This window comes from Candidatus Saccharimonadales bacterium (assembly GCA_035697325.1).
Classification (GTDB): Bacteria; Patescibacteriota; Saccharimonadia; order Saccharimonadales; family Saccharimonadaceae; genus JALRBM01.
This window is the reverse complement of record DASSDB010000004.1, coordinates 230150-253746: the sequence shown is the minus strand read 5'-3', so window position 1 is coordinate 253746 and position 23597 is coordinate 230150. Positions and strand designations below refer to the sequence as shown.

Below are 23597 nucleotides of genomic sequence, written 5' to 3'. Positions count from 1 at the left end.
TTACATCGAAATGATTAAAGATGTGGGATAAGCACCACTAAAGTGGTGGCTTTGTTTTCCCTGTGAAGTCGATGGTATAATGATACAAGTATGCAGAAAAAATCTCAGCCAGAATTTCCCAAGAAGTTCTTATGGGGGGCCGCCACAAGCGCCCATCAGGTAGAAGGGGACACCCATAATCAATGGACGATATGGGAGCTCGAAAACGCCAAGTCAAAAGCAGCTCAAGCTAAGTTTCAATGGGGTGATCTTGCAAACTGGCCACAAATTGAAGTTCACGCTACCGATCCTGACAACTATGTTTCTGGTAAGGGAACAGCGCACTATAAACTTTTTCGTAAAGACTTTGATCTACTTGAGCAGATGAATATGAACGCGCTTCGTTTTGGAATCGAGTGGTCACGAGTCGAACCGAACGAAGGCGCGTGGAGTGTCGAGGCGATAACGTATTATCGGAACTACATTCAGGAATTAAAAAGTAGGGGAATCGAGCCTGTCCTGACGCTATTTCACTTTACGCTTCCCGTGTGGTTTGCAGAAAAGGGCGGCTTTGCCCGGCGCAAAAATATACGCTATTTCGTACGATTCGCAGAAAAAATAATGCACGAATTAGGCCAGGATATCACGTACATAATCACTATTAACGAGCCCGATACCTATGTATACGAAGGATATTATCAGGGCGACTGGCCGCCTAATTTGATTGCTAAGAAGTGGCTTTTTCTTCGTGTTTTGAATAATCTTGCCCGTGCGCATAATCAAACTGCTCGCATGATTCATGCATTAAATAAACGCTACAAGGTATCGGTTGCTAAGAATTCAATCTATTTTTATCCCGGTGATGATGCCTGGTTGAGTCGTGCTTCAACAGCGATCTTTCAGTATCTTCAGGACGATTATTTCTTGAAAAAGATCATCAAAAACAGCGATTTTATTGGGGTAAACTTTTATTTCAGCAATAGGGTATACGGATATCGAGTCCATAATCCTGACGAGCGTTTAAGTGATCTTGGGTGGGATCTAAGCCCGGACCATCTTCAGTTTGCCCTGGAGCGATTGCATGACAAATATAGGAAACCCATCATCATAACAGAGAACGGGCTGGCCGACTCCGAAGATATACATCGTCGCTGGTGGCTCACGAAGACAATTATTGCCATGCAAAATGCAATTGCAGGTGGTGTGAAGCTGGAGGGGTATTTGCACTGGAGTTTACTTGATAACTTTGAGTGGGATAAGGGCAAGTGGCCTCGGTTTGGCTTAATTGCGGTGAATTATGACACATATGAACGTACTCTACGCCCTAGCGCTGAGTGGTTTGGAAAAGTTATCAAACGCTTGAGGGAAAAATAATGAACGATCCGTATCCGCTCAGTGATCCAAAAATAGCCGTCATTGGAGGGGGCACGGGAAGCTTTACGCTGCTGAGTGCGTTAAAACAGTACTCTCGGTCCATCGCTGCTCTTGTAAATATGGCGGACGACGGAGGCAGTACGGGTGTACTCCGTGACGAGTTGGGGGCATTACCTCCCGGCGATGTACGTCAATGTCTCGTGGCTTTGAGTAATTCGCCAAAAGTTCGTGATCTTTTTGATTACCGGTTTGAAGAAGGGACTTTCAAAGGCCATGCTTTCGGTAACCTTCTCCTTAGTGCACTTGAAAAAATGACGGGCAATTTTAGCGAAGCGATTGAGACGGCGTCGGAAATTTTAAACGTACGCGGCGTGGTTATTCCGGCAACGCTCGATGATGTTCGATTAAAAATGGAATGGCCGGAAGCGAGTGTTATTTTGCAGGGAGAGCGTGTCATTGATGAGGATTATTTCAGTCATGATCCACGGCGGGCGACCCTTTCGCTTGTACCTGACGCGCATGCCAATCCTGTGGCGATCGAAGCTATTCATAAAGCGGATGTCGTGGTGATTGCCCCCGGCGATCTCTATACATCGCTCGGTCCATTATTGGTTATAGATGGAATTGGAGAGGCGCTGCGCAACACGAGCGCATTGGTCATTTATGTATGTAACCTTGTGACGAAACAAGGGCAGACAGAAGGCTTCACGGTGGCCGACCACGCCGATGAGATCGAACGACTAGGTGGCGGGAGTTTTCTAGACTACGTTCTTTATAACAAGCAGATCCCCAATGCAGGACTGGCCGCGCGCTATAAGGAAGAGGGCGCGTTTATTGTTCCAGTCGATAATGAGAATCTTGAGAAGCGGGCATACATGTCGCTTGAAGGGAATTTTCTTGGGGGCATAGCCAAGAGAACTAAGAGTGATGTTCTTCCTGTAACTCGTTCGTTCATCCGGCACAACCCGGAAGCAATTGCTAAAAAGATTATGGAGCTATATCACAATGTCACAGATTGAAGAGTTTTATATCATTGATTTTGATCGTACGCTAGCGCGAACAGACGATCTTCGATTATTATTCGAATCGGTCGCATTTAAAGAAACGGCAATACCCGCCGAGGACATCAAGCAAGGCGAGCTTATTTATAAAAATAACTTTGATGTGATTGGGTATCTGCGAAGCCTCCTGAAAAAAACGATGAGTAAGGAGGAAGTAGAGACAACAATAAAACGCGTGAAGCAACTTTATCTAAAGCAGGCAGCGCGTGAAAATCTTCTCGAGCCATATGCGGAAGAATTACTTATGGAGTTGCATAAGCATAAGGCGGCGTTCGGTATTTTAACAACGGGAAGCGAAGAGTGGCAACAGGTTAAAATCAAGGCCGCGGGTTTAGCGGACATACCGCATCTTATCGTTGGAACAGCCAAAAAGAGCGAGCTTATTGCATCTTGGAAACAGGTGGACGGGCGTTTTTTATTGCCCGATGAGCTATCTGGCAGAGCATCTTATGGTGTGGATAAGATTATCTTCGTTGATGACAAGCCGATCAGCTTTGAGGGTATTCCTGACGGTGTTGAAGGGTTTTGGGTGCTTCCGCTCCGTAGTGCAATTGCATACGATATTAAAAAACTCGAAGTGCCTAAGAGCGTACGACATGCCCGCGGGTTGCAGGAAGTGAGCGAGTATCTACAAAACCACTTAGTTGACAAAGCATAAATAGTATGCTAATGTTGATACATGAATCAACAAACACAAAAAGACCAAATCCCCAATGAAGCCATGGCAGCAATCGCCACGTTTCAAACAGGTCAGGATGTTAAGAATGCCGTACTGATTGTATCGGTGCTCGCAAACATTGCCTTGTTTGTTCTGTGGCTGACTGTTCAGCTGACATCTCAATATAATGCGGCTCTTGCAAGCTGGATTACTGGCGCGTAAGCCTAGCGTGCTAATAAAAAATACCACACCAGGTATTGGCGTGGTATTTTTTTACCCCTGTTTGTAAAGTAGGTTTTCCACACAGCTGTGGAAAACCTGAACGTACTATAGGCAAAATGGAAAAATGGGGGTTGTCGTGGGTAATTGTGGGTATTATAGTAAGACCAGTGGAAAGAAGTGGGTAATCCCACCAAAAAATAAACACCACTACCAAACATTAAAAAACTATCAACTAACCATTCCCGGGAGGGAACAAAGCCGTAACAGCATATGGATTATTTCGAACGAAAGCTTGATGATAAGCGTCGGTTAACGATTCCGACAGAGCTTCGAAATGAATTTGCCAGTGGCGTTGTACTCACCAGAGGTTTTGGCAAGTATCTTCACTTGTACCCGCAGACCGTATGGGACAGGGAAGTAGAGCCGGCTCTTCAGGGAAGTATTCTTGATGAGCGAGTAGCAGATCTGAATGTTCGGTTCCGTCGTGGAAAAACGGCTGTGGAACTGGATCAAAAACAGGGTCGGGTTACCTTTGAGCAACACTTGCTTGAGTACGCAGGGATTGATAGGGAAGTTGTAGCAGTACGGGCGGGCGCATACTGGCGAATTTTGCCGGCAGGGTCCGACGCCTAAGTTATCCACTGTTCTTTAACAAGTCGGGATCAATAAGAGTAAAGAAATGCTCTCGAGATCAACTATCTGGCAGTATGAGACGTGGCGATTCGGTACCACATTAAAAAGACTGACGCACTTTCCTCAACACACAACACCTCCCAAAAAACTCCACCTCACACACATAAGTCTCTCAAACCAAGTGGGGAGGGTATGAGTTACACTGTAACCCCCTTCATAACCACCTGGACACTTATTACAAAAACAAACACACTCAAAACAAAAACTCTCTGCTGCCAGTTAGGTGATCTCGAGAAACAAAATATCATGAAGAGCCAGCGAGCTGGCATCCCTTTGAGAACAACATACGAGAGCCCAAGGATTTACATCGCTGATTCGTGAAATTCTTGGCGCGGAGTCCGTTGGTTGAAAAGGTGATGACATGCGAAGCGGAACTCTGATAGGATAGATAAAGTTTATGAGTATTAAAGAACATCCACCACAACAACTCCACGTTCCGGTTTTGCTCGATACGACACTGAAACTGCTTGCTCCCAAGAAAGGCGAGAACTATCTTGACCTTACAGCGGGCTATGGCGGTCATGCAGGACGTATTTTAGAGCTAACGGAAAATTACGCCGATTCGGTTTTAGTTGACCGCGATGATTTTGCGATTTCGCATCTTCAGACGTTTGCTAAAAAAGGAACACGGCTGATGCATACTGATTTTGCGAGTGCGGCTAAAGCACTTGTCGAAGAAGGTAGGCAATTTGCTATCGTGCTGATTGATTTGGGGGTGTCATCACCACAGCTCGATAGGGGCGAACGAGGGTTTTCTTTTACAAAAAATGGTCCGCTTGATATGCGCATGGATGTCCGGCAGGAAACATCAGGTGAAACGCTGGTAAATACTGCTACGAAGGACGAACTGGTGCGTATCATAACGACATATGGTGAAGAGCCGCTCGGATTTGCCCGGCGCATTGCTGGAGCAATTGTCGAAGCACGGCCGCTTCGAACCACAGAAGATCTCGCCCGCCTTATAGAAGGGCAGTATCGTGGCAGATGGAAACGAATTCATCCGGCTACGCGTACTTTTCAAGCACTCCGCATAGCGGTAAACGATGAGCTTGGACAAATTGAGTCGACGCTTTTGCTTCTTCCAAAATTACTAAAACCTGGTGGAAGAGTGGGTATCATCAGTTTCCATAGCCTTGAAGATCGACTTGTGAAACGTTTTTTTACGGAACAAAAGCAAGCGGGATACGAGGCAGAGCTGAACATCGTGACCAAAAAACCGCTTGACGGGAGTATTTACGACGTTCACAATCCGCGCTCCAGGAGCAGCAAGCTCAGGGTCGCAGTGAAAAAATAAAACAAAAAGGGAAGGGGTAAACACCAATGCCTGTCCAAATCAAAGTACAAAGCCAGTCAGAGATCACTAAGGTCGCTGTACGCTTTAAATAAATATTTCCCTTTAGGGTGTGCCCGGTAACCGGGTGCACCCTGCCAGGGCGGTTATAAAAACAAAATCAAAAAGAAAACAAAAATATGTCATATCAACGTACACAATTTGCAAATCGCCGCGGAGCAGCGCCTCTGGGCCGTAACCAGAATACGGTTGCATTTACTTCGGCTGTGAAACTTGGCCCTGTGACTCATACGGTGCTTGTCGCCCTTATGATTACGGTGCTTGGTTTGATATACTTAACTCAAGCAACTCGTACAACCGGATATGACTACGAAGCTCAAAAGATCGACAGTAAGATCGCCGACCTGAATAACCAAAAAACCGACCTGGAGGTTGAAAACTCACGCCTCACTGCGCTAGAGAATGTCCAGAACAGCAGTGTGGCCCGCGAAATGACTAAACCTGCCAGTACCGATTATGTGCGTGAATAAACCGAACCATTATGCAGCTAGATTTTAAGAGAGGCAGCCGAGCATTTTATTTAGCCATCGTGACGTTAGTTATCATGGCTATTTTTGTGATTCGTCTCTTTTACTTGCAAGTCATTCGTTACGACTATTACACGGATCTTGCACGCCAAGAGCAAACGAAGCAGCTAGTCATTCCCGCCAAACGTGGAGAAATTTACGCAATGGATGATGGTAATCCGGTAAAGATAGTCTTAAACGAAACGGTCTATACGGTATTTGCCGATCCGAAGGTTGTGGATAAACCGCAAGAAATTATTGATAATGTGCGAAAAGTAGCAGGGGGGAACGCTCGCCCGAATTTAGAGGAACTGTTAGGAAAAAAGGAGTCACGGTATCAAATTTTGGCCACCAAGGTTTCACGCAAGCAGGCTGAAATGCTTAAGAATGTTCACTTGAAAGGTCTCGGTTTTCAGGCAGAAACACAACGTGTGTACCCAGAGGGTCAACTGGCTTCGCAAACATTAGGTTTTGTTGATAGTGAAGGTAATGGAAAATACGGACTGGAACAAGAACTTAACGATAAGCTTGCGGGAAAAGATGGTCTGCTTCGCTCGGTAACGGATGTGAGTAATGTCCCGCTTACAATTGGTAACGATAATGTGAATCAGCCAGCCAAAAACGGAGATAATGTCGTATTAACGGTAGATAGAAATATTCAATCATACGCCGAAAAAGCCCTTGCACTTGGATTGAAAAATTCACGTGCAACAAACGGAAGCGTCATGGTGATGGATCCAAAGACCGGTAAAATTATGGCCATGGCTAATCTTCCAACTTTCAATCCGGCTGAAATTAATAAAGTTCAGGACGCAGCCGCATTTAACAATGGAACAGTGGTAGTGCCGTACGAGCCAGGTTCGGATATAAAGGCGCTGACAGTCACTGTTGGCGTTGATAAAGGCGTGATTACACCCACTTCAACATTCAATAATACCGACTCGGTAAAAGTTGAAGATCGTACGATTGGTAACGCTACCAAAGGTCAAACAGGTAATATTACTATTCAGACCGCGCTTAACTATTCGCTTAATACCGGAATGATAGAAATTATGAAACGGCTGGGTGATGGTAACAATATCACCTTGAGTGCACGGAATACGCTTTATGAGTATTTTCATGACAAGCTTGGTCTGGGTGAATTAACAGGAGTTGAGTTGGCCGGTGAAGCCAAGGGCACCGTTATTCCGCCGACGGATGTAGATGGTGGCGCAGTACGATATTCGAACATGGCGTTCGGACAGGGAATGGACGTGACGATGCTTCAAGTTTGTTCGGCCTTCAGTACAGTTATAAACGGCGGTACATATTACTATCCGACTGTTATTGCCGGCAAAATGAGCGATGATGGCCAGAATTTTACAGAGCAACCGATTAAAACACCGCGGACTAGTGTCATAAGCCCAGCAACAGCTTCGACAGTACGCGAAATGGTACACCAAGCGCGCCATATATTTTATGCAAGCCAAGATAAACCTGGCTATTACATAGGTGGTAAAACAGGTACCTCTCAGGTGATTGAGAACGGGCAATATGCTGACGATCAGACTATCGGAACCTATTTAGGTTTTGGTGGTAGTAGCCCAGATGACCCTCGGTATGTCATAATGGTGCAAGTATCCGGAAAGCACATGCTTCTCGCGGGTAACAAAGATGCCATGCCGATTTTTACAGACATTTCAAACTGGCTCATTGATTATTTGAAACTACAACCGAAAGGATAAGAGATATGGCGCTTGCACAGTTTACTCACGAATTAAACGGAACTTTCATTCTGAGTGTCGGTGCGTTTTTGTTAGCGATGATTCTTACGCCGGTATTTACTTTTTTTGCTTATCGATATAAATTTTGGAAAAAGCAGCGGAGCACAAGTACGACTGGTGAAAAGCTTGAGGTATTTACTAAGCTTCATGCGGATAAGTTCAAACGTAACATTCCGACCATGGCCGGCATTATCGGGGTTATTTCTATAACCGTAATAACTCTCTTTTTCAATCTGGATAGAGCGCAGACATGGTTACCACTTGCGGCGCTCGTTGGCGGAGGAGCCGTAGGGTTACTGGATGACCTTATTAATATTCGCGGGCAGGGAACCGGTGTGGCTGGTCTGCGGTCGAGTTTGAAGTTCGCGATGATTACCTTGCTTGCGCTATTTCTTGGCTGGTTTTTCTTTGTGAAGCTGGGCTACACTAGCGTTCACATTCCATTCGTGGGCGATCTCTTTCTTGGTTGGGTTATTGTGCCGCTGTTTGTGTTTGCGGTGGTGGCTACCAGCAATGCAGTTAATATCAGCGACGGACTTGATGGGCTTGCTGGCGGCCTTCTTACCATTAGTTACGGTGTATTTGGGGTTATCGCGTTACTTCAAGGTCATGTTATTCTAGCCGGGTTCTGTTTTACGGTGGTTGGTGCACTTCTTAGTTATCTTTGGTTTAATATTTATCCAGCGCGCTTTTTTATGGGAGATGTGGGGAGCTTCGCTTTTGGCACGAGCCTCGGGGTAGTGGCGATGCTGACAAATACACTATTTCTCCTTCCGATCATTGGGCTCATCTTCGTCATCGAAGCGGGTTCCAGTCTTGTCCAAATTACTAGCAAAAAACTCTTTCACCGCAAAGTCTTTCTTTCTGCCCCTATCCATCATCACTTAGAAGCAAAAGGCTGGCCTGAAACAAAGGTAACGATGCGATTTTGGGTGATTGCGTGCGTGATGGGATCGCTGGGTATTATGATGGCACTTGCCGGAGGTCATATCTAAGCCATGCCAGCGGTGAGACGATTGCTCCGCCGGGAGGGCTCTCAGAATGTTGAGCGGCCTATTGTTCGACGTCATCGTCCTGATTACCATATTATCTTGTACATGGGGCTGCTTATGCTTCTTGGGCTTATTATTATGTATGCTATCGGCCCGCAGCGTGCCAATGTGTTAAATAACGCCTACGATACGGATTATTACACCAGTATGTATTTCTTTGTAAAACAGACGGTGAGTTTACTGCTTGCTCTAGCTGCGTTTTTCCTCTTGGCAATGACACCATTTGAATGGGTAAAAAAGCATGCCGGGAGACTTCTGGCTGGAGGATTTATCGCTTGCCTTATTTTGTCTGTCGCTGGTTTTTTGAATATGGGAATCGCTCAGTGTAGCCTTGGCGCATGCCGTTGGTTTGAGTTAGGGCCTCTGGGAAGTTTGCAGCCAGCAGAGTTCTTGAAGTTTGGATTGCTTGTATTCACGGCAGGATTTGTTGCAATACGCATGCGCCAGGGCCTTGTTAATGACCTCCATAAGACGCTCATACCTGTCGGCGCGGTGATGCTGCTTGCTATTTTCTTTGTGATTGGGCTCCAGAAGGATATGGGTACCGGAATTGTGCTGATTGCTATTCTTGCGTCGATGTTGATGGTAGCGGGACTTAGTAGAAAAATTGGTGTCGGGCTTGGCATTTCAGCCGTGTTTCTCCTTATTCTGCTGATTATCATTGCGCCGCATCGCATGGAGCGAATCACGACCTTCTTCTCGGGTGATGATGCTTCGAGCATTTCAATCGACGACGCGAACTATCACATTACGCATGCTAAGATCGCTATTGGTAGTGGTGGGTTGCTTGGCGTTGGGATTGGCAACAGTGTGCAGGCTACAGGCTACTTGCCCGAGGCTATTAACGACTCCGTATTCGCGATTATGGGTGAAACATTCGGTTTTATCGGCTTAACACTTATATTATTGCTGTTTGCAGCGCTTTTAATACGGCTCTTACGGATCGTCGACCATTTGCCAGACATGTGGATGAAACTTGCAGTAGCGGGCGTATTTGGTTGGCTTGCGGCGCATGTTATATTGAATGTAGCAGCCATGATAGGGATTTTTCCGCTTACGGGTATCACATTGCCACTGCTTAGTTTTGGCGGTACAAGTATGATTTTCATTGCCGGTGCGCTTGGCTTAGCATTTCAACTCTCGCGCTATACAATTCATGGTTCAGTAAATAAGGAGAATGGATATGAGAATCCTGGCACTCGGCGGGGGATCGGGCGGTCACGTTACGCCGGTCGTCGCAGTACTTCGTGAGTTACGAAAGAAAGACGCCAACCTTGAGGTGCGTTTTTGGTGCGATAGAAAATTTGCCCCAGAGGCCAGGAGTATTATGCGCCACTACGATCCTTCTATTCGTGTCGATACTGTTATTGCTGGTAAGCTGCGTCGGTACCACTCACTACCCGTGTGGCGTCAATTACTAAGGCCTTTCTCAATATTACTGCCAAATATCCGTGATCTTTTTTTGGTGGGATGTGGTTTTTTACAAAGCGTCGTCAAACTTTTCTTATGGCGGCCTGATGTGGTGTTTACGAAAGGCGGCTTTGTTTGTCTGCCCGTAGGATGCGCGGCATGGCTCTTTAAAATACCTCTCGTTATTCATGATTCCGACGCTCATCCAGGACTCACAAATAGAATCCTGTCGAGATTTGCTACCTACATTGGTACAGGAGCACCACTAAAGTATTATCCATACCCTGAAGAGAAGTCGCAGTATGTAGGAACGCCGGTAAACGAGGCATTCAAGCCTTTTTCTCTTGAAGAACGCAAAGAACTGAAGGCGTCTTTTGGATTTGATCCTAGGCAACCTCTGGTGGTAGTGACCGGCGGTGGTTTAGGTGCGCAAAACATTAACGATGCTGTCGTAAAACGTATCCATGAGTTACTTGATATAACGTCACTCGTTCTTATATCAGGAACCAATCAGTTCGATGACGTAAAAACGCTCACGCCTCAGGATGACCCTCGCTTTCAGCTTCATCCTTTTATTAGCGGTAACATGCACGAATATCTAGGTGCGGCAGATATCGTTGTGGCGCGTGCGGGTGCGACGACAATACTTGAGTTAGCCGCTCTAGCTCGTCCTACTATTTTAGTGCCCAGTCCTTACTTGACAGGGGGACATCAGTTGAAGAATGCGGCCGTATACGCTGAAACAGGAGCGGTTGAGGTAATTGACGAAATTGAACTACAAGTCAACCCTCAATTGCTTGTTGACACTATTACAACGCTTCTTGCTAATCCTGTTCGCTTGCAGAAAATGAGTAAGGCCTTCCATGCGTATGCTAAACCCCAGGCGGCCGCAGATATGGCCGCGATTATCGAAAGAGTGATGGGCTCTATAAGACGGGGAAGAGAATAGGCGGACGCGGTGGGACTTTTTTCTAAAAAACAGTCAAACCCACAGCCCGGTCGCCGCGCGGCACCAACTGAGGGAAGGAGTGAGCAACAGAGGCTTACCGATATCGACCAGAGGTATAATTTTCGTCGTAATCGAACACTGACAGGAAGCCGCTCTTCTGAAATAGCAAGTGCTGGCGAAGCAAACGCACAGCTTAAGTCGCCTCGTGTTCAGGCCCACGAACTTCGAAAAAAACGTCGACGTCTCGGCTCTCTCCTGCTCGTCGTATTGTTTGCGGCTATGGGGCTCTGTGTGCTCGTATATGAGTTTACGGCAAGCGTTGATGTCCGGACACCAGGTATTGATGTTCCTGTCGATAAAAGCTATGCCGATACGATCCAGTCGTATCTGGTGACGCGCCCTGTTGAACGGTTACGTTTTTTAACAAATTCAGATGCTCTTAACGAATATGTGAAGCAAAAACTACCCGAAGTGGCTTCGGTTCGAGTCGGCAATAATAGCGGATTTGGAAGATCTGACTATACGATAGCAATGAGGCAGCCTCTGGCAGGATGGTCTATTCAGGGACGCCAGCAGTATGTAGATTCTTCAGGAACGGCCTTCTCGCATAATTATTATCCTACTCCCTCCGTTCAGATCGTCGATAATAGCGGCGTACAGGCAGCGGGCGGTCAAGCGATAGCTAGCAATCGCTTCTTGAGTTTTGTTGGGCGCACCGTGGGTCTTACAAAGGCCCAGGGCTACACTGTAACTCAAGTAGCGATTCCTACGGGAACAACTCGTGAAGTGGAACTTCATATCGATGGGTTGGCATATCCCATAAAACTTTCAATTGATCGTGGAGTAGGGGAGCAGGTAGAAGATATGGTGCGAGCAATCCATTGGTTTCAGCAAAAAAAACAGTCACCACAATACATTGATATTCGGGTGAGCGGGAAAGCATTTTATCGATAGAGAAAAGCTTCTCTTTCCTTCCTGAAAGAGTGTTCTATATTTGTTCTTTTTTGAGATCGTATTCAAAAAACATATAAAAGTATTGAATATATAAAAAAGCAAACAAATACTAAAAAGAGCAGGGGATATAGGTAAAATAGGGGAAGTAACTATACGAATAAATACTTAAAGAAAAAAGTCAAAAAACATATATAAAAATATAGAACGTGAAAAATGCAAATAGCCTTGCTGTGGAAAAGTATAGGACTCATAAGCAGGAACGCTTAGAATGATTCGAAGACGACTAAACTCAGTAGAGGTGCGGACGCTAGGAATGTATAAAGTCACGAGTGTGTTAAGCCGGAGTTCCTTGTATTGAGCTCGTAGAGCTTAATAGTACCCTGTTGTAGATGAGTGCTTATACATCTTATTTACTATATCTTAATGTCGTAAAAGATATATTGTGCGACATATAATCTATAAGACTTTTATTATCAAAATAGTTTTGTTTTTGTTCTAATGTAGTTTTTGCTTCCCTCCTTTAGCCCTGACTCCTGTATGCATCGTTGCCTCCTTTGGGTCAAATAATAAATATTTCTGTATGATCTATTTAACTCCAAGGCTCAGCGAAATTCCATGGAGCTTTGAAATGATTCTTGGAAACGAACACTCTATTAATTATGTTCTATTTTTGTTCTACCTTCTTGGTATTGCTTATAATTTACTCAAAAAATATCTTCCTAAATCGGTGAGCTCGATAGTTGGGTACGTCGTTCCCTTAATTCTTCTTACAAGCTTGTTTGTGTCAGCGGCTACGTAGGAATCAGTATTTAACGTATAATTGTATGAGGGCCTATCGAGCCGACCGCTATACTTATAGATGCATTCTTTTATATCATCGAGAATTTTATGGGCATTATCTTTTTTCATGAATTCACGATATTGTTTTTCATTGTCGGTAAGCTCTTCAGTTGCATGGAATACTCTTTGTACTTCTAACTCGCTTCTTACCTTACTGAGTTCGTTTTTGGCTGCGCTAAGCTCTTTTTTTGTCGCATCAAGTTCTAGGTCGGCAATATTTACGTTCTTTTTAGCCAGCTCTTCTTCGAGTTTCTTTAATCTAATCTGGTCCTTTACTACCTGGGATCTTTTTTCATATGTGTATTCCCTCTCTCTTTTGAATGCTTTTATAAAGAGTAGCTTTGGTAACACCCAAATCCACAGATAAGTTAGTATTCCAGGCACAATAATACACACCCAAAAAGAAATTGAATCGGGCCTAGGTTGAATGAAATATTGATTTATATACTCATTTTTCAATATATGGTGTTGCGTGAGAATGAGGTCCTCGTTTACAAAAAATGTTACGTAAAAAGCTTGCCAATGGAATACTAACCAGAATAAAAAATAAGTCCCTAAAATCGAAGTCGTGGCCCTGAACTTTATAGCTTCTGCTATTGAGTGAGATAGCTCATTCATGCTTAAATTATCCGCTTGTCTAATGAAAAAGCAAGCTTAAGTACTTCTCTTCGGTTTGGGTATTCCGTTTCATATTTTTTAATTGAGGGATTCGATAACGTAATCAACTTGATATGGTTAAGAAAGGATGTTATAAAAAATAGTGTTCGGTGGATTCCTGAGGAGGGCAGTTGTGAATATCCGTGAGATTGATGAATGGCGTCGGAGTATGGACTGCGGGCCGATTTTGCGTTATTTGGCACGTACTCCTGACGAAGAATGCCCGGAGTCGGATCTGGTTGAGGTTTTTTCAAAAGCTTCTTCGGCGAGGATCGTATACGATTCGTGTATGGAGCTTGTCGGAAAGGGGTTCTTACGTGTCATTGTGAGACCCGTGCAGGGGATGGATCGTACGCAGCGGTTCTATAGCATCACGAAGCCGAAGGGTACTTCGCTTGCGCGACTTCTCGATACTTGACTACCCACGGACTCATCCGTCCTTGTTTCTTTGAGGTAATTAAAGTATCCGCCTCCAAGAAGCAGGGCGGATACTTTAATTTAGAGCTAGCGAAGCCGGATTTCAGTTTCGTGGCCTTCGCTTTTAGGAAGCGGTTTCGCTTCGCCTATTGGTGCTGGAGATGGAAGATCTTTTGGGGGGACAACCGGTGGCAGAGCTCCCTCCCCTTCACCTGGCTTTTTGCGCTTGCGACGACGTCGTTTTTTCTTTGGTGCGTCTCCTTCTGCTGTTAGGGCAGAAGTTTCGGCTTGAGGCTGTGATTGGGGCTGAGGACTAGCCTGTGCTTTAGGCTGGCCGGGTTGCTCAAGAGCAAGTTTAATCGCCTCCCCTGCCGGGCTAGCGGGTTGAGCATTCGGGGTAATAACATTGGTTTGAGCATTAATAGGCCATGCTTTCGGTGCCGCGGCTGGTATGGGAGTGGTCTTTTTGGCGCCGGTGGGTTGAATAAGCTCGCTGATTTCGTCTTCTACTTCTTGTCTGTTGCGGCTGTAATGCTCGCGTGTATATTCAACAATGCGGCCCGTGTTATCTGTCTGCGGTGGTGGCAAGTTAAGAGTGCGAGCACTAAAGGCGGGCGCTTTTTCACCGTTTATCACCATGTTAATAACGAAGTTACGGTTGTGCATTTGAAGTAAGTCAGTGGCCTCGAAGGTTGGTTCGAATTGCTTGGCAAGAATTGGTGAATCGTCTGGTGAAACGCGGAACGAAATCATTGTACCAACATTTCCAAATACAGCGTCACGTACAGTGTCACTCATCTGTGAAATGTACTGGTTGGCTACGGTAAGGTTAAGGCCGTATTTTCGGGCCTCGGAAAGAATCGTTGCAAACGAATCGGTAGCGAAGTTTTGGAATTCATCCACGTAAAGATAGAACGGCCGACGATCCTTGATGTCAGGGATATCGGAGCGGCTCATGGCGGCAAGTTGGATTTTGGTGACCAGGAACGACCCCAGAATCGAGGCATTGTCTTCTCCTATGAGACCTTTTGAGAGGTTAACGATAAGAATTTTCCCCTCGTCCATGATTTTACGAATATTGAAGGTACTTCTTGGCTGGCCGATAATATTACGGATAACAGGGTTTGCGGTGAAGGCACCCACCTTATTGAGCACTGGCGCGATAGCCTCTGCTTGGAATTTATCAGTCCAGCTGGCAAATTCTACGTTCCAAAACTGAAGCACGACAGTGTCAGTACAGTATGACAGCGTTTCTTTACGGAACTTCTTGTCGGTAAGCATGCGGGTAATGTCGAGCATGGTTGTTTCTGGACGGTCGAGGAGGGCTAGGATAGTATAGCGGAGGATATATTCAAGCCGAGGCCCCCAAGATTCACCAAACATACGCTTTAATACGCCGATTACTTCGGAGCTAATATTAGTTTTTTGGGCAGGATTGGTTACCTCAAGCGGGTTAAATCCTAACGGATACGCCGTGTCGGCAGGGTTGAAATAAACGACGTCTTCAAGTCTACTACCAGGGATAAAACGAAGATTATTCATGGCAAAGTCGCCGTGCGGGTCGATGATAGCATACCCTTGACCATGGAAAATATCGGAGAGCGCGAGTAGTTCAAGTGTACCGGATTTACCTGCACCGGTTTGACCGATGATGTACATATGCCTTGACCGATCATAGCGCAGCATGCCAAATTGATGATTAATACCGCGGAAGTTCGTGAGGCCGAAGGCACTGATATTTTCATCAATAGCATCGTTCCCCGTGATGATTGGCAGCTTAGCTGGAGGCTCGGCGGTTTTGCTGCTTGCCCAAACAATGTTAGGGGTTTCCACATTGGTGTGTGGAAGGTGGTATACCGACGCAAGCTCTTCAATATTAAGGATGAATCCCCTATCCATGAAAAGTCGAGCTTTATACTGAGCCAGATCTTCTTTTTTAAAGCTGCCGCCAGTCATACGAAAACCATTGAGATTGGTACTGTTAAACTGCTTAAATGTACCGACGATGGCTTGCATGCGCAGCTTGGCGTTCGTGGTGCTCTCACCAAGGTAAACCAGGCGGATTTTAACCTGATAGCCTAGTTTCGTCGCTTTCTTCTCGGCTTCGGCAATACGAGTTTTTTCACGTTCTGAAAGCTCTTTGGGCCCATTACCTACTTTGCCATCCTCTGGTGGTTTGGAGAGAGCGGCAATAATATCGCCAAAAAACTTAAAGCTAAAGCCTTCTCCGGAGAGGAATGCGAGGGGATTGCCGTTTTTGACGCTGGTGATCCATTTGCTGGCAGATTTATGCCAGACATCCGGAATAGGACGAGCTAAAATCTGTACCCATACTTCCTCACCGGTTGACTCGAGCTTAGCAAGCGTTCCAGTAATACCGGCAAGCGGATCGACTTCAAAACTCTGGAATGTCTTAATGGGAAGAAATTCACTATCGGTCGGAACAATCTCTGCCGTGTACACAACACTGTGGCGCCGCTCGTGTGCGACGTAATCCTCATCAGCCGTGTGGATTTGGACTGTGGGATACTGTGAGTAGATCTGGCCTTCGACAAAACTCTGGAGTGCTTTTGGTACCCAGACATAAAAACGGATCTGCCCGTTAACAGAGGCGAATTCAAAACTAAGGTGTTCTTGGATACCTTTTGAAAGTTTCAATTCTTTGCTATCGCGCAGGATTCCGTGCAAACTGGCAAACAATTGTTCGGCTGCGAGTTCTTTTTTGTCGTTGGCTTTAGGAATTTCAAGAATCAGCAAAACACTATCGACGGTAGCCTGAACAGCATCGATTTTGCGGTAGTTGCGCCACGTTAAAAACACTAAAATAAGTACAATGGGCACCCAAACGTACCATTGTAGCAAGAAGTCGATCATCCACAAAATAGCGTTCATCCTTACGCTCTATTGTCCCATTGGTGCCCTAGCTTTGCAAGGGAGCGTTATTTTTCTTCAGCCAGTGCGTAAGTTGCTTTGGCTACACGCTTGAATTGAGGTTTGCTTTGGAGGTTAAGGAGAATGGTTGTCTCTTTGACGTGGCGGCTCTCGAGTACGCGTTTGACGATCTCGTCGCGGTGGAGTGGCTCCCCTGCCTTCTTAAGGACATCGGTAATGATATCTGCGACAGTCCCCTTAGAGAATCCCCAATGGTCGAGAGCATAAATGCCGCGACCGATGAGCACGAAGCGCTTATCTTTGATCAATTCGTTGTGGATAGCCTGCGTAGTAACATCTTTACGTTTGAAGCTGCTCTGTTTGATAGATTTGGCGATGTCAGAGAAATGCATTGGTGAGCCGTTTTCGTTTAAAATAACGTAGATTTTATCACGGATGTTTTTAGGGTTAACGGTTGGCCATTTTACAAGACCCCAGTTATCCTTGAGGCTGGCAAGATGCTTGCTTGTGCTGGCAAGTGCGCGTACGTGAGTTGGGTGTTCGTGATCGAGTTTGCCATGAAGGTCTTCGATAGAGAGAGGTTCGCCGTGCTTTTTGATAGTCTGTACTACCTCGTCAACGGCCGATTTGATTTTCTTTTCGTCACCGTGCTCTTTGATGGCGATAGCGTGATAATAGTTGTCGTTTTCGTTAACCACGGTAATATTTGGAGAAAGTTCAGCGATAAACGCAATATGTGCACGGTTGCGGGCATCGTGATCCTTACCGACGAGGCGCTCGGTAATATCGTGAACGCGAGCAACGCGGCCAGTTTCTGAAAGATCGCGAACAAGCGCTCGCTCAATGGTGTGAATCGCAGGGACTTTATCGTCTTCAGCGATGTTTTTAAGACGAACGAGAATAGCCTTTTCAAGCTGGCGAACACGCTCACGAGTAATGCCAAGTAATTCACCGATTTGCTCGAGTGTTTCGCGACGGTCAAATAAGCCGAAACGGCGTGTGATGATCTCGCGCTCACGCTCGTGCTCAATCACCTCAAGAATTTCATTTACGGCAGTAGTGAGCATAGTCGCGGTATCTGGCTGGGCAGTATCACTCATGATGTGGTTTCCTTTCTTCTGTTACCTCTTTTAATAAGATTTTTAATCAATCTATCCTCGATTATAGAATAATGTTTCTATAATGTCAAATAACTTCCTTACTAAAATTAATTATAGCATTAAGTAGACGCAATTAGTAAAGAATGTTTTTGATATATTTTGTAAAATACTGTGGAAAAGTATGTCATTTAAGAGAGCGGGGCAAGTAAAAGGTAACTCGCCCCGCTGGTCCTCGTTCATCTACTACGTGATGATTTGCCAGTCATCGTTGATATCGTAACCCGGGCGAGTTGCCGGGGATATATACGTCAGTGCGACACTCGGAGTGTATGTGAGGTGAGGTGCCAATTCTTTACAGTAGTTCTCATCTGACTTCTTGACCGCGTTGGTATTGTTAAATGAACCGAGTGCGAAATAAAGAAAGCAAGGCAGGAGGTGGCGCCACTCAATGCCACAATTAGGACAATGTGCCGGGAGCTGTTCCTGGCCGGAGTGATTAATATATGAGGCACAGCTACCACAAACACTTACTCCTCTCCTTGCGACGCTCACACTATGGCGCATAAATGCTTTGGCTGTTTCCAGGAAGTTCCAGCCTCGAGATTCTGGCAATGATCTCACGAGTTCTTGTTGAACAAAGGGGACAACTTCTGCAAGAATGACGAACATACCGCTCCTCTGTAAAGGGACAACAAAAGTAATTATACACCTACGATGCTATTTTCGACGAAAAGTTCGTCGAGCCTTTTTGGTGGGTGCTTCTGCGAGTAACTTCTTCGCTTGTTCGTGTGTAATATCCTTAGGCTCGGTGTCCTTGGGGATTTTAGCGTTCTTTTTGCCATCAGTAATGTAGGGACCGTATCGTCCTTTAAGGATTTTAATACCATCGCCAAAGTCGGCTATATTTTTTTCAGCATCGGCCTTCAGCTTCTCGATATAGAGTTTTCGCGCTTCATCGAGAGTGATAGTGTGTGGATCGAGTGGTTTGATACTCACAAACGTCTTATCGATCACGATATAGGGGCCAAAACGGCCAATATTTGCCTTAATTTCCTTCCCGTCTTCTGTTTTGCCTACAAGTCGTGGCAATTTAAACATTTCAAGCGCTTGCTCTAAGGTGACTGTTTCGATTTTGGCGCCAGCCGGGAGCGGTGCGAATGTTGGCTTGGGGTCGTCTGATTGTTCACCTTTTTGAAGCATGGGGCCAAAACGGCCAAAGCGTGCAAAAATTGGCAAACCAGACTTTGGATCATCTCCTATATGGCGCGTTTGTGTCGCTTCGGCGCGTGAAATGTCACCGCTGGCCTCAACGAGCTTGTGGAACGGCGTGTAAAAATCGGTTAGTACCTTGACGCGGTCTTTTTGGCCATTTGCGATTTCGTCAAGCCTGTCCTCGACAGATTTGGTAAAATCGTAATCCATTACTTCTGTAAAGTGCTTCACGAGAAAGTCAGTGACTACCTTGCCTGTATCGGTCGGAAAGAGCTTGTTTGAGTCTTTTCCATACGCGATTTCTTCCTCGTTTTGAGAGACGATACCATCTTTGAGGCTTATCTTTTGGATTTTCTTAGGAATACCCTCGAGATCACCTCGTTCGACATAGCCGCGGGTCTGGATAGTGTTAATCGTGCTGGCATAGGTGCTTGGCCGGCCGATACCCATTTCTTCAAGCTTTTTCACAAGAGAAGCTTCGGTGTAACGAGCTGGACCACGAGAGAGCACCTCGAGGGCCTCAGCTTGCTTGAGGGTGAGCGGATCTCCCTTTTTTACCTCTGGAAGTAGGACATCGTCACCGCTGCGACCATATACCTTAAGGAAGCCATCAAAGACGACGATTTCGCCCTTAGCCTCCATAATTTCGTCCGATTTGCTTGCCGCCACGGAAATAGTGGTCTTTTCTAGCACTGCTGGAGCCATTTGGCTGGCTAACGTGCGGCGCCATATGAGATTGTAGAGTTTTTGCTGCTGTGCGTCTGCGCCAGCAAAGTCAACCGTAAAATTAGTGGGGCGAATAGCCTCGTGCGCTTCTTGAGCGTTAGCACTTTTTGACTTAAAGGTCCGGTATTGATGGTAATTTTCTCCGTACGTGCTTTTTATGTGCGCTGTCATGGCGCCGAGGGCTTGAGCGGATAATGTTACCGAGTCGGTACGCATATATGTAATGTGCCCTGCTTCGTATAGGCGTTGAGCGAGCTGCATGGTGCTGCGCGGGCTAAAACCAAGCTTACTGCTGGCTTCTTGTTGTAGCGTACTAGTAGTAAATGGTGCGCTTGGGTTGCGTGAACCGGGCTTTTTCTCAATATCGGCAACAGTGAAATTACTGATTGCGAATGCTTCAAGAATTGCACGGACTTCATCGGCTGTTTGATGTTTTTTGGCGCTTGTGGCGGGTAAAACAGTGCCGTCTTCAAGGGTAAATTCGGCGGTGATTTTAAATGTGGATTCAGGAACGTGCGCGTCGATTTCTGCTTCGCGTTCAACGACGAGGCGAACGGCAACCGATTGCACACGACCAGCTGAAAGCTGCGGACGGACTTTTCGCCATAACACCGGTGAAAGCTCGAAGCCCACGAGGTAATCAAGTGACTGGCGCGCCTGCTGAGCCTCAACAAGGGGCATATCAATAGTGCGAGGATGCGCAATGGCGTCCATGATGGCAGTTTTCGTTACTTCATCGTAACTGATACGCTTAGCGGTCTTAGGATCGAGCTTTAATACCTCGGCTAGGTGCCAGGCGATCGCCTCCCCTTCGCGGTCAGGGTCGCTCGCAAGCCATACGGTATCAGCCGCCTTAACTTCTTTTTTAAGTTCAGAGATAACCTTTTTTTTATCGGGGTCTACTTCAAAGCGTGGCGCAAAATTGTTAGCGACATCTATACTTCCTGATTTTGAGGGCAATCCACGAATATGGCCAATGCTACTTTTGACCACAAAATCCTTGCCAAGATACTTTTCGATCGTCTTCGCTTTTGCTGGACTTTCTACGATTACTAATTGCTTGCCCATTACTATAGAGTCTAACCTTCTTACGCTTTCTTTGGAAGCGCTAGAGATAGATACTACGCTAGTTTTTTGCTTTTGTAAATATAAAATCTTGTGCATGAGAAAAGCCGTCCTTATTATAATTCGGACGGCTGATCCACGAGCGGGCGCTATGGCCCATTGCTCCTCCAATTAGAAAGAAGAAACGCACCGGTAAAATATTGTATCTGTTTCGTCGGTTTCGACAACGGTGGCGTGATGCCATGCCTTGCAGCTTGTACAGTAGTACGATCTTTTGTTATCAAAGTCGCGACTATTAATTATTGCTCTTGCTGCTTCAGCAGCACCCTCACTCAGAAATCTATGTTTCATCTTGTGGGCGCGCCGACAGTACCGTCTTCCGGCAGAGAATTCCCTTTCCCATTGATGATCCAACGGTTCACCTCCTCTGCTCTGTGGATTGTTCCGGATCTCCCCTAGCTCACGGAACGGTACACTTCAGTTTAGATAATACCTTAAGCAAGGGTCAAATTTCGCTACATAATATGTGTAGGTTTTTGCAAATATTAAAATTCGGGTAGCCTCTTAGCGCGACAGCGTCAAGAGGCTACCCAGCCGTTCACCTCAGACAGACCCTTGCGGAATACGCAAGGTAACGAGATGGTCAAAGGAAGGCTCAGGGGTGTCGTCTGGCCAGAATTCCATCGTAGCTTCTATTGCCTCCAGCCCCTCCTGGTAAATGCGGAGTTCGCCGCCGCGTACTGCGAATGTCTCCAGCTCCTCTGCGATCCCATGGAGGCCTTGCTTAAGGGCGTAGCTTGCGATGGTCTCAAGAATGTACCCATGTGCCTTAGCCTGTGCGGCTGCGCCGAACGGTTGTCGCAGCTCAGTCTGGATACTTGACGCGGCTGCTTTGCTCAAATAGAGCATAGCCGTACGCTCGGTCATATCACTTCCTGTCTCGCTGGCGTTTGGAATGAACAAGCCTAATTATATAGGACAAAAGGAAATGTGGCCGTTCTTCAGGTGTACCCCGAAGAACGGCCACAGGGTTTTCCACTGGTTACATACCCCAATTACAGCCTGTGATGCTGGTGATCTCTCCTCCCCAGTCGTTGGGGCGAAGGTTGGTGGCGAGCGGCGGAGCGCTACTCGTATCGATCGGCGCCCACCGCTGTTTGTTCACGATGATGGAGCGCACAGCCGTGGAATCCCAGTTGATTCGGACCAGCCCGTTATTGAACTTCTGGACGGTGATCTCACCGCTGTAACCCTTGGTGGGTTCGGTGAGAGACAGCTCCAGAGGCGACTGCGTGGTGCAGACCAGTGTGCTCGCCCCGACAACGATCGAGTACTCCTGGAGTAGCGCGCCCGAAGCTTCGCTGGGAACAGCAAAGCTCACGACGCGCTCCCCCTTGCTCGGTACAGGCTCCTGAGAAATTGCCTGTACGGTGGACGGAATGGGCGGTGCGGGTTGGGGGTTACCACCGCATGCGGTGACGACCAGGGTGGTGATGGCGGCAACGCACACCATCAGGACGTTCCTCTTGGAAGTACCCATAATAGTATTAATAAGTATCCTTATTAATTTGTCAATTGAGCGTCCATTGATTGGCGCCTAGGCCCCGAATGATACCCGTAATTTCCATGAGTGTAAGTGTTTGACTGAATTCTTGAGCTGAAACACCAAGCTGCTGCTGAATTTCATCGCCGTCTCGGATGCCCTGCTCGATTAATGTAATGATTTTGGCTTCAAGGGGGGATGAAGTAAGTGGGAGTGCCCCTTGCCGGGCAGTTTTTTGAGGCAGAAGTATATCGAGGATATCGCGAGGAGACAAAAGAGGCTGAGCGCCTTGACGAATCAGGGCATTACATCCGGATGAAAGAGGGCTCGTTATATTGCCAGGCACAGCAAAAAGGTGCTTCCCCTGTTCTATTGCATGGCTGGCAGTGTTGAGCGTGCCGCTTCTGGCGGCAGCTTCTACGATCACCACTATATCCGCCAGCCCGCTTACAATGCGGTTGCGCTCTAAAAAGTGATAATTTCGCGCTTCGGTGGGAGGCTCATACTCGCTTAAAACTGCTCCTCCCTGCTCTATTATTTGCTCGGCCAGCCCGAGATGGTTGCGCGGATAAATATGATCGACGCTATTCCCTAGTACGGCAATAGTCTTACCTCCGGTTTGAAGGCAAGCGCGGTGGGCAATACCGTCTATTCCTAGCGCTAGTCCGCTAATGATGACAATTCCCTCTTTCGCAAGTTCTGTACTGAGCCGATGAGCTATCTCTTTGCCATACGCGCTTGGTTTGCGTGTCCCTACGATAGCGACGCTAGGGAGACGAGTTTCAGGCAAAGTCCCGCGATAGTATAATGTTTTTGGTTTTTTAGCAATACAATCTGTAATCTGTAAGTACTTATGCTTATCTGGAAAAATTCTATTGATTTTCATGAGAAATATGACAAAAGGTATTGACGCAAAGTCAAATACGTGCTATTATGGAACACGATTGATTAAGCACGTCTTGGTCAAACGCACCTTATACCCCCTATTCTAACTTATGTTAGGTTGTGCGCAATGCGTTATTAAGTATTCTACCCTCCACTTTTTAGCGTTAAAGCATTGCGCGCATACTAATCCCTTTAACAAGCGGACCTCCATATGTGTGAGGTGGGTCACGCTATACCCTCAGGGGTGCGTTAAAGGGCAAAATGGCACCAGGTGATGCCCACCCTTAC

Annotated in this window: 21 protein-coding genes; 13 read left to right on the top strand and 8 right to left on the bottom strand. The window is 46.4% G+C overall.

Annotated features, from left to right (window positions below; all coding sequences use genetic code 11):
- Positions 1-90: 90 nt before the first annotated feature.
- The 12 genes from VFH06_05220 to VFH06_05165 all read left to right on the top strand — a co-directional run bounded on the left by VFH06_05220 (position 91) and on the right by VFH06_05165 (position 11972).
- Complete coding sequence (locus VFH06_05220; protein HET6747478.1) at positions 91-1353, top strand: family 1 glycosylhydrolase; 1263 nt, start codon at positions 91-93, stop codon at positions 1351-1353.
- Positions 1353-2372, top strand: a complete 1020-nt coding sequence (locus VFH06_05215) for a gluconeogenesis factor YvcK family protein (GenBank protein HET6747477.1) — start codon at positions 1353-1355, stop codon at positions 2370-2372. Before VFH06_05220 ends, VFH06_05215 begins: the two co-directional genes overlap by 1 nt.
- Positions 2359-3072, top strand: coding sequence for an HAD hydrolase-like protein (locus VFH06_05210; GenBank protein ID HET6747476.1), 714 nt, complete (start codon positions 2359-2361; stop codon positions 3070-3072). Before VFH06_05215 ends, VFH06_05210 begins: the two co-directional genes overlap by 14 nt.
- Before the next feature lie 21 nt (positions 3073-3093).
- Positions 3094-3294 carry a hypothetical protein gene (locus tag VFH06_05205; protein HET6747475.1) on the top strand — a complete coding sequence of 67 codons (201 nt, stop codon included), beginning with the start codon at positions 3094-3096 and terminating at the stop codon, positions 3292-3294.
- Positions 3295-3564: 270 nt separating this feature from the next.
- Positions 3565-3927 carry a hypothetical protein gene (locus VFH06_05200; protein ID HET6747474.1) on the top strand — a complete coding sequence of 121 codons (363 nt, stop codon included), beginning with the start codon at positions 3565-3567 and terminating at the stop codon, positions 3925-3927.
- A 457-nt stretch (positions 3928-4384) separates the two neighbouring features.
- Complete coding sequence (rsmH, locus tag VFH06_05195) at positions 4385-5281, top strand: 16S rRNA (cytosine(1402)-N(4))-methyltransferase RsmH (GenBank protein HET6747473.1); 897 nt, start codon at positions 4385-4387, stop codon at positions 5279-5281.
- A 176-nt stretch (positions 5282-5457) separates the two neighbouring features.
- Positions 5458-5808, top strand: coding sequence for a hypothetical protein (locus tag VFH06_05190; protein HET6747472.1), 351 nt, complete (start codon positions 5458-5460; stop codon positions 5806-5808).
- 11 nt (positions 5809-5819) lie between these two features.
- The gene (locus VFH06_05185; protein HET6747471.1) at positions 5820-7568 is read left to right on the top strand and encodes a penicillin-binding protein 2; all 1749 of its coding nucleotides are present in this window, start codon (positions 5820-5822) and stop codon (positions 7566-7568) included.
- A 5-nt stretch (positions 7569-7573) separates the two neighbouring features.
- Positions 7574-8602 (top strand): phospho-N-acetylmuramoyl-pentapeptide-transferase, encoded by a 1029-nt coding sequence (gene mraY / locus VFH06_05180; protein ID HET6747470.1) that lies wholly within the window; start codon positions 7574-7576, stop codon positions 8600-8602.
- A gap of 3 nt (positions 8603-8605) precedes the next feature.
- Positions 8606-9910 (top strand): FtsW/RodA/SpoVE family cell cycle protein, encoded by a 1305-nt coding sequence (locus VFH06_05175; GenBank protein HET6747469.1) that lies wholly within the window; start codon positions 8606-8608, stop codon positions 9908-9910.
- The gene (locus tag VFH06_05170) at positions 9843-11018 is read left to right on the top strand and encodes a UDP-N-acetylglucosamine--N-acetylmuramyl-(pentapeptide) pyrophosphoryl-undecaprenol N-acetylglucosamine transferase (protein HET6747468.1); all 1176 of its coding nucleotides are present in this window, start codon (positions 9843-9845) and stop codon (positions 11016-11018) included. The genes VFH06_05175 and VFH06_05170 overlap by 68 nt, the downstream gene beginning before the upstream one ends.
- Before the next feature lie 9 nt (positions 11019-11027).
- On the top strand, positions 11028-11972 hold the full coding sequence (locus VFH06_05165) for a hypothetical protein (protein HET6747467.1): 945 nt from the start codon (positions 11028-11030) through the stop codon (positions 11970-11972).
- Between the two features lie 693 nt (positions 11973-12665).
- Here VFH06_05165 and VFH06_05160 read toward each other — a convergent pair.
- Positions 12666-13430, bottom strand: a complete 765-nt coding sequence (locus VFH06_05160) for a hypothetical protein (GenBank protein ID HET6747466.1) — start codon at positions 13428-13430, stop codon at positions 12666-12668.
- A gap of 172 nt (positions 13431-13602) precedes the next feature.
- Here VFH06_05160 and VFH06_05155 point away from each other — a divergent pair, with 172 nt between their 5' ends.
- A complete protein-coding gene (locus tag VFH06_05155; protein HET6747465.1) occupies positions 13603-13887 on the top strand; it encodes a hypothetical protein in 285 nt (94 codons plus the stop codon).
- A gap of 86 nt (positions 13888-13973) precedes the next feature.
- On the opposite strand, the gene VFH06_05150 is transcribed toward VFH06_05155, so the two are convergent.
- From VFH06_05150 to dprA, 7 genes are all read right to left on the bottom strand, one after another.
- Positions 13974-16778, bottom strand: coding sequence for a type IV secretion system DNA-binding domain-containing protein (locus VFH06_05150; protein HET6747464.1), 2805 nt, complete (start codon positions 16776-16778; stop codon positions 13974-13976).
- A gap of 47 nt (positions 16779-16825) precedes the next feature.
- A complete protein-coding gene (locus tag VFH06_05145; protein HET6747463.1) occupies positions 16826-17878 on the bottom strand; it encodes a sigma factor-like helix-turn-helix DNA-binding protein in 1053 nt (350 codons plus the stop codon).
- 243 nt (positions 17879-18121) lie between these two features.
- Positions 18122-18547 (bottom strand): hypothetical protein, encoded by a 426-nt coding sequence (locus tag VFH06_05140; GenBank protein ID HET6747462.1) that lies wholly within the window; start codon positions 18545-18547, stop codon positions 18122-18124.
- Between the two features lie 48 nt (positions 18548-18595).
- Positions 18596-20884, bottom strand: coding sequence for a type I DNA topoisomerase (gene topA / locus VFH06_05135; protein ID HET6747461.1), 2289 nt, complete (start codon positions 20882-20884; stop codon positions 18596-18598).
- 600 nt (positions 20885-21484) lie between these two features.
- A complete protein-coding gene (locus VFH06_05130; protein ID HET6747460.1) occupies positions 21485-21844 on the bottom strand; it encodes a hypothetical protein in 360 nt (119 codons plus the stop codon).
- Between the two features lie 79 nt (positions 21845-21923).
- Positions 21924-22421, bottom strand: a complete 498-nt coding sequence (locus tag VFH06_05125; GenBank protein ID HET6747459.1) for a hypothetical protein — start codon at positions 22419-22421, stop codon at positions 21924-21926.
- Between the two features lie 31 nt (positions 22422-22452).
- Positions 22453-23310, bottom strand: coding sequence for a DNA-processing protein DprA (dprA, locus tag VFH06_05120; protein ID HET6747458.1), 858 nt, complete (start codon positions 23308-23310; stop codon positions 22453-22455).
- Positions 23311-23597 lie beyond the last annotated feature (287 nt).

Excerpts from the sequence above, each read along its gene's own strand:
- VFH06_05220 (HET6747478.1), top strand. The coding sequence starts at position 91 with ATGCAGAAAAAATCTCAGCCAGAATTTCCCAAGAAGTTCTTATGGGGG.
- VFH06_05215 (HET6747477.1), top strand. The coding sequence starts at position 1,353 with ATGAACGATCCGTATCCGCTCAGTGATCCAAAAATAGCCGTCATTGGA.
- VFH06_05210 (HET6747476.1), top strand. The coding sequence starts at position 2,359 with ATGTCACAGATTGAAGAGTTTTATATCATTGATTTTGATCGTACGCTA.
- VFH06_05205 (HET6747475.1), top strand. The coding sequence starts at position 3,094 with ATGAATCAACAAACACAAAAAGACCAAATCCCCAATGAAGCCATGGCA.
- VFH06_05200 (HET6747474.1), top strand. The coding sequence starts at position 3,565 with ATGGATTATTTCGAACGAAAGCTTGATGATAAGCGTCGGTTAACGATT.
- rsmH (HET6747473.1), top strand. The coding sequence starts at position 4,385 with ATGAGTATTAAAGAACATCCACCACAACAACTCCACGTTCCGGTTTTG.
- VFH06_05190 (HET6747472.1), top strand. The coding sequence starts at position 5,458 with ATGTCATATCAACGTACACAATTTGCAAATCGCCGCGGAGCAGCGCCT.
- VFH06_05185 (HET6747471.1), top strand. The coding sequence starts at position 5,820 with ATGCAGCTAGATTTTAAGAGAGGCAGCCGAGCATTTTATTTAGCCATC.
- mraY (HET6747470.1), top strand. The coding sequence starts at position 7,574 with ATGGCGCTTGCACAGTTTACTCACGAATTAAACGGAACTTTCATTCTG.
- VFH06_05175 (HET6747469.1), top strand. The coding sequence starts at position 8,606 with ATGCCAGCGGTGAGACGATTGCTCCGCCGGGAGGGCTCTCAGAATGTT.
- VFH06_05170 (HET6747468.1), top strand. The coding sequence starts at position 9,843 with ATGAGAATCCTGGCACTCGGCGGGGGATCGGGCGGTCACGTTACGCCG.
- VFH06_05160 (HET6747466.1), bottom strand. The coding sequence starts at position 13,430 with ATGAATGAGCTATCTCACTCAATAGCAGAAGCTATAAAGTTCAGGGCC.
- VFH06_05150 (HET6747464.1), bottom strand. The coding sequence starts at position 16,778 with ATGAACGCTATTTTGTGGATGATCGACTTCTTGCTACAATGGTACGTT.
- VFH06_05145 (HET6747463.1), bottom strand. The coding sequence starts at position 17,878 with ATGAGTGATACTGCCCAGCCAGATACCGCGACTATGCTCACTACTGCC.
- VFH06_05140 (HET6747462.1), bottom strand. The coding sequence starts at position 18,547 with ATGTTCGTCATTCTTGCAGAAGTTGTCCCCTTTGTTCAACAAGAACTC.
- topA (HET6747461.1), bottom strand. The coding sequence starts at position 20,884 with ATGGGCAAGCAATTAGTAATCGTAGAAAGTCCAGCAAAAGCGAAGACG.
- VFH06_05125 (HET6747459.1), bottom strand. The coding sequence starts at position 22,421 with ATGGGTACTTCCAAGAGGAACGTCCTGATGGTGTGCGTTGCCGCCATC.
- dprA (HET6747458.1), bottom strand. The coding sequence starts at position 23,310 with ATGAAAATCAATAGAATTTTTCCAGATAAGCATAAGTACTTACAGATT.